Raw genomic sequence first — 7,975 nt, forward strand, 5'->3', positions numbered from 1 at the left:
GCCATGCCAGTGGGCATCGAACAGCATCTCATGCGTTTGCAGCAGATAGGCCCGCACCAAGAAGGCGCGGCTGTGCGACAGCTTGATATGGGCGACCTGAAGCTTGATCCGCTCGCCGCCAACATAGGCCCAGTCCTCGCTCCAATCGAATTGAAACGCCTCGCCAGGCTGGAACACCAGCGGAACGAAGACCCCGCGGTCAGTCGTGTGATACGCGCGTTGCCGTTCACCCTTCCAGTCCCGCACAAAGGCCGCGACCCGCTCATATGAGCCATCAAAGCCAAGCTGCACCAGATCGGCATGCATCTGCTTGGCAGTCCGCCGCTCCTTGCGTGTTTTGCGCTGCTCAGACAGCAACCAAGCTGTCAGCTTCTCAGCATACGGATCCAGCTTGCTCGGCCGGTCCGGTCTCTGGAATTCGGGTTCGACAATCCCGGCCCGCAGATATTTCTTGATCGTGTTGCGAGACACGCCTGTTCGCCGCGCAATCTCGCGAATGGGCATCTTGTCTCGCAGCGCCCATTTCCGAATGACCCTCAAAAATCCCATGTCTACCACTCCAATAGCCCCCAGCTGAATCAAGCAGGGGCAAGGTTGCACATGGGTCAATTCTCAATGACAATTTCTGCAGTTGCCGGGTCAGTTCTCAGTGACAATCAACACCGCAAGCCGGACTGCCGTGGGGATCGCCGGGAAAGTATCGTCGCGCGGCACAATCGATTTTTCAAAGCGGAAGCTGCGCTCACCGTCGGACCAGTTTTGACCTGCCATCCATTCATTGTAGGTGTTAATGATCGCGGGATGGGATCTGTAGTTAACTGTCAGCGATACCTGCTTGCACTCACCTTCATCAAAGAGCGTTGGAAACTCAAGAATGTTGCGGATCGTGGCCCCTCGAAATCGGTACAGACCTTGGTCATCATCGCCCACCACACAGAGATTTCGTTGCTCGCCTGCGAGCAACAGCAGTATGCGCTCCTGAATGGTGTTCGTGTCTTGGTACTCGTCGACCATCAGGTGTGACAGTTTGGCGCGTAGGCTTTCCAGCACTTCAGGATGCGCTTCCAGCAGCTTTAGCGCTTCGTATTGGATGCCCGAGAAGTCCAAACAGTTGTTCTCGAGTAGAAGTTCCTGGTATTTATGGAAACATCCGGCCAAAGCCCTCACTTCCACATCGGGAGCATCTTCCAATGTCGCCGGATCAAGCGCCTCTTCACTGACCTTGTTAAGCCACTTGAGAAGTTGCTCCGATTGTCGCCAGCGCCCGGTTTGATCATCACCCATGACCAGTTGGGCGTCAAGGAGCTCGCGAAACTCCTTTATGCGCTGGTAAAGAAAGTATTGTTGATCGAATTGGTCAAACAGGGTGAAGCTGCGTTTCAGCCTTGTGAATTCGCGATAATCTTCAAGGATACGAAGGCATATTGAGTGAAATGTCCCAAGGTACATCTCGTTCAGGTTGAACTCAATTTTCAATTCTGAAAGTCGATTTGAAATTCGGGTTGTAAGTTCGCGAGCCGCTTTATCTGTGAATGTCACTACGAAAAGTGACTCTGGGGCCGCGCCCTCGCTCTTTATTAAGTAGACAATGCGTTCCACGAGCGTGAACGTTTTTCCCGAACCTGGACCAGCAATGATCAGGACTGGCCCTGTGGTAGCCGTGATTGCTTCCAGCTGTTGAGGGTTGGCATTTGAAGCTAGCGACACTGGAGCGTTCATTGATCAGCTGCGCCTTTCGCAATCTTTGGACCGCCAGAAACCGTTTTGCTCTCGATCCATGCGTTCAGAGCGGTTCTTCGAAATCGCCAAGTCCCACCCAACTTAAAGGCTGGAATCGTTCCATTTGCGGCGAGCCGATAGACCGTCCGCTTCCCAGCCTTAAGGAAAGCAGCGACCTCTTCGACAGTGAGTATTTCGTCTTCCTGATCGCCCATGGGGCACCTCTCACCGGCTCGCGCCTATGCGCTATCTTGCGCAAGATTGCTCAAAAGAGCAAGAATGTACAAACTTGGCAAGATGATTTGACTGGGTTGTCCTCCTTTGGATCAACCCTGCGGAAGTGAGGCGCGGCAGTGGCATCGAACTACGAAGTGATTTGCGAAGAAAATCGGCGGCGATACGGCACAGAAGGCGCCCAAAAATCTGGCGGGCTGGCCGCAGGGCTGTACGATGATCGAACACACTTCATCTTCGAACTGCTTCAGAACGCCGAAGATGCTCTCGGCAGACGTGGCGACTGGAATGGATTACGCAAGGTCACATTCACTCTGAATAAGAACAGGTTGACGCTGTCCCATTTTGGCCAGCCTTTCAATGAGGCTGATGTCCGGAGTGTGTGCGATATCGCTGAGAGCACCAAGAACGAGTCATCGATTGGCCGCTTTGGTCTTGGCTTCAAGTCGGTTTATACAGTTACAGACCTGCCGGAAATACACTCGGGCGATGAGGATTTCGCCATCGAGGACTTTGTTTTTCCTAAGCCAGCGCCTCGAGCTCCGCGCGAGCATGACGAGACGCAGATTATCCTACCTCTTACGCTTGAAGACCCAACTGCTGAGCGGGACATAATGGCAGGCTTCCGGAGGTTGGGGCCTGGCGCCCTACTGTTTCTGCGCAACATTGAGGAGATTAATTGGAGCGTAGAGGATGGTGCTTCTGGTTTTTACATGCGCAACCCGCCGGAAGTGCTCGGAGCCAACGTCCGGCGCGTGATGGTAGTCGGCCATGAGACAGGACAAGATGAGGTTGACCAGGACTGGCTGGTGTTCCACCGCGACGTGTTCTCCGATGAGCAGAAAAAAGTCGGCCGGGTGGAGATAGCGTTTTCTATAACCACATCGAAAGGAACCTCCGGTCGTTGGTTAGTACAACCGCTGCCAACCTCGCCCTTGGTGGTGTTCTTCCCAACCGTGGTTGAGACACACCTTGGCTTTCTGGTCCAAGGACCATATCGCACCACGCCCAGCCGGGAAAATATTCCGTCAGGTGACCCTTGGAACCAGCATTTGGTAATGGAAACGTCAAGCCTGCTGGTGGAAGCAATGCGCTGGTTGCGCGATGAGGCGACACTGGATGTATCGTTGCTGCGCTGTCTGCCGGTTGATCCTGGGAAGTTTCGGGAAGACTCGCGGTTTTCGCCGATGTTCAAAGCAGTCCGAGAGGCATTTCGCGACGACGCATTGCTGCCCACCAATGAGAATGGCTACGTCTCTGCTTCGAAGGCAAAGCTTGCGCGAACCCAAGACTTGCGTGATCTGTTGACCCCCGAACAGGTTGCGGCGCTGTTCAATTCAAGTTCAGGCGCGTGGCTTTCAGGCGACATCACGCAGGATAAGGCACCCGAGATCCGCCAATATCTGATGCGCGAGCTTGATATCGACGAGATCAGGCCTGAGAATTTTCTGCCAAGCCTGACCAAGCCATTTCTCGAGTCTCAATCAGATGAATGGGTTCTTCAACTGTACGAGTTCTTAAGCGGTCAGGAAAAAGTCCTGCGGCGCTACCTTGAAACTGTTCCGTTTATTCGCCTGGACGATGGTTCTCACGTCGTCGCATTTGAGAACGGTGAAGCCAAGGCGTTCCTACCTAGCACCAGTGCTACAGACTTGCCGACCATGCGAAGCGTCGTGTGCGCGACACCCGAAGTGCGCCAATTCCTGGTATCGCTCGGCATCACCGAGCCCGATCCAGTCGATGACGTGATCCGGAACCTTCTGCCGAAATACCAGAACGAAGAAGTGGATGTGGACGACGAAACCTACGCTTCTGACATCGAACGTATTCGTGTCGCCTTTGGCACGGATTCGACCGCGCAGAAAGAAAAACTCCGTTCTGCCTTGCGCGAGACCAACTTTGTAATGGTGGTCGACACCGGCGACGGAAAGACATACGTCGCCAAGCCAAGCGAGACTTATGTTGCCACCGACCGCCTGCAACAGCTTTTTGCTGGTGTTCCAGACATTATGATTGTTGACAACAAATATGATTGCCTGCGCGGCGAAGACATCCGTGACCTTTTGGTGTCCTGTGGCGCAAGTCGGTATCTGATCCCGGAAGCAATAGAGTCGGGGCTGGAAGACTCCGAAAAAGAAAAAATCCGTAGAGAATCTGGACTTGAACGCGCAACCTCAGGGGGGCCGCCAAAAGATTTTACTCTTCGCGGTTTGACGCAGTTGCTGGAGTTCTTTCCCAAACTACAATTTGAAGAAGCAGCCGCCCGAGCGAAAGTGTTGTGGGAAGCGTTGGCAGATCTCGAGGCTCGAGGCACAGCAGCCTTCTACGGCACCTACACATGGGGCTATTATCAAGAGAAAAAGACCGCCCAATTCGACGCCGACTTTTTACGGATTCTCAATCGGACCGCATGGGTTCCGAACGGCGATGGTGAACTGGTTTCTCCGGGCCTCGTGGTTTTCGAGACCCTTGGCTGGAAGTCCAACCCCTTCTTGCTGACAAAAATCACATTCAAACCTCCACTGATTGATCAGCTTGCAAAAGAGGCCGGCATAGACCCAGGCGCGCTAGATCTGTTGAGAAAATATGGCATCACAAGCGCCGCCGACCTGATGTCTAGACTTGGTATCACGGACCTCGTGCCTGAGAATGACACTGATAAGGAAGCGGATGCAGAAGCTGACGGCGCAGGAACTGAAGATCCTGACGTCTACAAAGACGCTGAGGATCTTTATAGCGATGACATGCCGGACATACCCGACGGCACATACGATCCGGCTGGCGACGATGATGTCGGGCGAAGTGGCTCCGGTGCGACCGGTGGAGGGAGCGGGAATAGAGGAGGCTCATCTGGGAACGGCAGCGGTGGCAAACAGGGCGATTCGAAAGCCGAAAGAACCGGAGCAGGTGGCAACGCAACGAGCAAGACCTCGAACCATCAAGGCAAGCGATCTCCCGGATCCAATGGTGGTCGACCATTCATCTCGTATCTGGGCTCACATCCCGATGATGAAGGTCCTGACCCAGATGGCCTCAACCAAGCCACACGCATGCAAATTGAAGCCAAGGCCATTGATAAGATTATCGGTCTTGAACCGGACCTCCAACGAACTGTGGAGGGCAATAAAGGTTTCGACCTCTATGAGGCGGATGGATCCGGGAATGTCGTGCGTTGGGTTGAAGTGAAATCAATGACCGGATCATTGAAAGATCGCCCAGTCGGCCTGTCTCGTGCGCAGTTTGATCTCGCATTGGAGAAGCGAGAGGCTTTTTGGCTTTATGTTGTTGAACGCGCGTCTGAAACCGAAATCTCACGCGTGGTTAAGATCCAAGATCCCGCTGGCCGTGCCCGTACATTTACTTATGATAGCGGCTGGCTTTCGATCGCGGAGACCGTTCCCGTAGCCTAGATGGCCTATCAACGTAAGTTCAGGTTTGAAGCAGGCGCGCCGATCCGCGCCAACCCTCGGCACGCCTGCAATTGTCGCAACCACATGCGTGGTCGCGCGGTCGGCGAAACCTCGGCCGACCTGGTGGGCTCCGAGCGGGTTCGCCGCCATCCCCGCCGCCGCGCTCGATCCGGCCCACTGTCCGGCGTCTCCTGCGGTCCCCGCGCTTGTCGGGTCCGGGTCCCCATCAGATCTGGCAGTTTTGGCTATTCCGCCTTTGGCGGCAGGGTCGAGGCCATGTCGGTGATCGCTTGAAATTCCGTCAGAAACTCCGGTCGATGCTGCATCAGGTAGCGGACGATCCGGGCATTCCCGAGCAGCTTTCCCAGATACGCTTTGATCACGGTCAACTGCAGATGGTCCTGGCCGTAGGAGTCCTGAATTGAGGTGATGCCTTCCTGCAGCCGGACCAACTCGCGCTCCATGCGGGCCATGGCCTCCGGGGTGATGCCCCTCATCTTCTTGGGTTTCTTCGTGTCCACCAGCTGCGCCTGGGGCGTTCCTGCAAGGATCGCGGAGATGTATCCCGGAGAATAATTGTTCGCGTTCATCATCAGCTCGGCCGCCTCGATCTGGCGCATGGCTTTCATCTTGCGCAGGACTTCGAACACGGCGGTCGCGCAGTGTTTGTCCTTCAGGATGCCGACGGCCTCTTCGCAGATCCCGTCGAGGAGCTTGGCCTTGCGCACAATGCTGCGCGGATTGAGGTCCAGCGCCAGGGCGATCTTTTCTTCGGAGACCCCGCGCTCAATGGCCTTGCGGATCATCTTGTGCTCCTGGATAGGCGCAAGGCGGCTGATCCGCTTGTTGTAGGTGAAGGCCTCGTCGTCCGTGGAAATCAGACATTCGACCCGTTCGATGCCGAGATCCTTCAGCACCTCGATCCGGATATGCCCGTCAAGCAGCATGTAGGTGTCTTCCTCACCCGTGGATCGCGTGACCACCGGCGGTTCGACCAAGCCAACCTCTTTGATCGACGCGGTGATCTGGCGGTACTTGCGGCTGGATTTGACCGATGCGCTTAACGCCTTCACGGGCAAGACAGCCTCTACCGGTACGGTGACGCAATCACTCTCAAAGCCGAGCGCAACCGCGTCCGGGGTTTTGCGCTTGCCCCGGCTCATTCGGCCGCTCCTGCGTCCAGCGATTGACCGAGATATGTGGGTAGGGTGTCCAGCCCTTCCGCGCGCAGGAGCGTCAGGAAGTGGTCATCATCGCGCAGCGAGCGAAATGCCTCTACGACAAACATCAGGCGGCCCTGCGTCAGCTCGGCCTTCTTGATCAGCACCTTCTGTCGCTCCGCTTCCTGTTGATAGGCACGTACAAGCGCGTCGCTGGTCAGGGGCCGCTTGGCACCGTCGCTTCTGCCATATCGGTTGCGATGAAGGTGCGGACCCTGTGCGTCGCGCTGCTGGATGAGACGGCGCACGGCGGCCAGTTTCTTGCCGCGCAGTTTTTTCTGGGTGTAGGCGTCCATCAGAGCGCGCTGACCGCCCTCGGCATCTGTCTTTGAAATGTCGATGGCGAGGTTCAGCGGCAGAAGGCCGGTTTCGACGGCCGAGACCAACCGCTCTTCGCCGCGCTCAAGCAAGCCCGCGATCATGCCGACGTAGTCTGGCGTGACGCCGATCTTGTTGGCGATCTGGCGGTCGTTGTAGCCGCGTTTGCGCAGGTTGCCGATCTCGCGCATCAGGTCGATCGGGCTGTGCTGGCGGCGCGCGCAGTTCTCCACGAGGCTCATGACCAGGCAGTCGCTCTCGTCGGCGTCGATGATGATGGCCGGTATGGCATGCTGCTGAAGCTCCATGAACGCCTCAAGCCGCCCCTGGCCACAGACGAGATCATATTCCGCAGGGTCTGTTCCGGCGCGCTGCGCTACGGTGATGGGTCGCTTCAGACCGATTTTCGCGATGTTCTCAACCATTTCCTCAAAAGTGCGCCGGTTGCGCACACGGGGGTTGAGGATGCGAATTCGGTCGGTGGGGATGAGAGTAACCTGTTTCTGGGTGATGTCTTGGGCGTCGTCGGGCATCAGGCGGCCTCCGTGATCCGGGCCCGGCCAGCGAGCGCATAAAAATAGTCGAGCGTGTCGAAGCGGTAGGCGTCCAGCGACAGCCCGTTCTGCTCGGCCAACCTCAACTTGGCCATGGTCATGTCGATGCTCGGCAGCAGGTAGTAATCCCGCGGGACTTCGTTCAATTCGTCCATTCGCACGGCAATCGTGATGTCGGGCACCAGGCCAGTATCGAGACGGATGCGCCATCGCAGGGAACCGCCCTGCGTCTCGAAACATCGTGCCAACACCACCGACGCCGTGAACTCGTCGTTGATGCGGATCAGGTCGGTGTCCGGATCCTGCGCCGCCTGTCCTCCACGTTCCGCGACACCGTCGAGGATCCGGGCTACGATGCCGGGGTGGGCCTGCCGCAAGGCCCGGTTGATCTCGACGTAGCGATAGTCGCGCTCTGGCTCGTAACCGTGTTGATTGTCACTGAGAACTGACCCGGCAACTGCAGAAATTGTCATTGAGAATTGACCCATGTGCAACCTTGCCCCTGCTTGATTCAGCTGGG

6 protein-coding genes and 1 pseudogene are annotated in these 7,975 nt (G+C 56.4%); 1 reads left to right on the forward strand and 6 read right to left on the reverse strand.

The annotated features are described in order from the left end of the window. From istA to NANH_RS27815, 3 genes are all read right to left on the reverse strand, one after another. Positions 1–549: IS21 family transposase (gene istA / locus NANH_RS25640; RefSeq protein ID WP_154665591.1), on the reverse strand; the 549-nt coding region annotated here is incomplete at its 3' end. A gap of 90 nt (positions 550–639) precedes the next feature. After that, entirely contained in the window at positions 640–1,719 is a 1,080-nt protein-coding gene (locus tag NANH_RS0106290) for an ATP-dependent helicase (protein ID WP_027261255.1), read from the reverse strand. Then, the gene (locus NANH_RS27815; protein ID WP_074920839.1) at positions 1,716–1,934 is read right to left on the reverse strand and encodes a helix-turn-helix domain-containing protein; all 219 of its coding nucleotides are present in this window, start codon (positions 1,932–1,934) and stop codon (positions 1,716–1,718) included. Before NANH_RS27815 ends, NANH_RS0106290 begins: the two co-directional genes overlap by 4 nt. Positions 1,935–2,072: 138 nt before the next feature. On the opposite strand from NANH_RS27815, the gene NANH_RS25645 reads away from it, so the two are divergent. Beyond that, on the forward strand, positions 2,073–5,363 hold the full coding sequence (locus NANH_RS25645; RefSeq protein WP_036049492.1) for a sacsin N-terminal ATP-binding-like domain-containing protein: 3,291 nt from the start codon (positions 2,073–2,075) through the stop codon (positions 5,361–5,363). 245 nt (positions 5,364–5,608) lie between these two features. Here NANH_RS25645 and NANH_RS0106300 read toward each other — a convergent pair whose 3' ends face one another. The 3 genes and pseudogenes from NANH_RS0106300 to NANH_RS0106310 form a co-directional block, all read right to left on the reverse strand. Beyond that, a complete protein-coding gene (locus NANH_RS0106300; protein ID WP_027261256.1) occupies positions 5,609–6,526 on the reverse strand; it encodes a plasmid partitioning protein RepB C-terminal domain-containing protein in 918 nt (305 codons plus the stop codon). Further along, positions 6,523–7,434, reverse strand: a complete 912-nt coding sequence (locus tag NANH_RS0106305) for a plasmid partitioning protein RepB C-terminal domain-containing protein (RefSeq protein WP_027261257.1) — start codon at positions 7,432–7,434, stop codon at positions 6,523–6,525. The genes NANH_RS0106300 and NANH_RS0106305 overlap by 4 nt, the downstream gene beginning before the upstream one ends. After that, positions 7,434–7,975 (reverse strand): annotated as a pseudogene (locus tag NANH_RS0106310) (hypothetical protein); the annotation flags it as partial. The pseudogene NANH_RS0106310 and the gene NANH_RS0106305, both read right to left, overlap by 1 nt.

Source organism: Sedimentitalea nanhaiensis DSM 24252, assembly GCF_000473225.1.
GTDB classification, from domain to species: domain Bacteria; phylum Pseudomonadota; class Alphaproteobacteria; order Rhodobacterales; family Rhodobacteraceae; genus Sedimentitalea; species Sedimentitalea nanhaiensis.

Bases quoted from the DNA above. Each gene is read 5' to 3' on its own strand.
- NANH_RS0106290 (WP_027261255.1), bottom strand. From the start codon at position 1,719: ATGAACGCTCCAGTGTCGCTAGCTTCAAATGCCAACCCTCAACAGCTG.
- NANH_RS27815 (WP_074920839.1), bottom strand. From the start codon at position 1,934: ATGGGCGATCAGGAAGACGAAATACTCACTGTCGAAGAGGTCGCTGCT.
- NANH_RS0106300 (WP_027261256.1), bottom strand. From the start codon at position 6,526: ATGAGCCGGGGCAAGCGCAAAACCCCGGACGCGGTTGCGCTCGGCTTT.
- NANH_RS0106305 (WP_027261257.1), bottom strand. From the start codon at position 7,434: ATGCCCGACGACGCCCAAGACATCACCCAGAAACAGGTTACTCTCATC.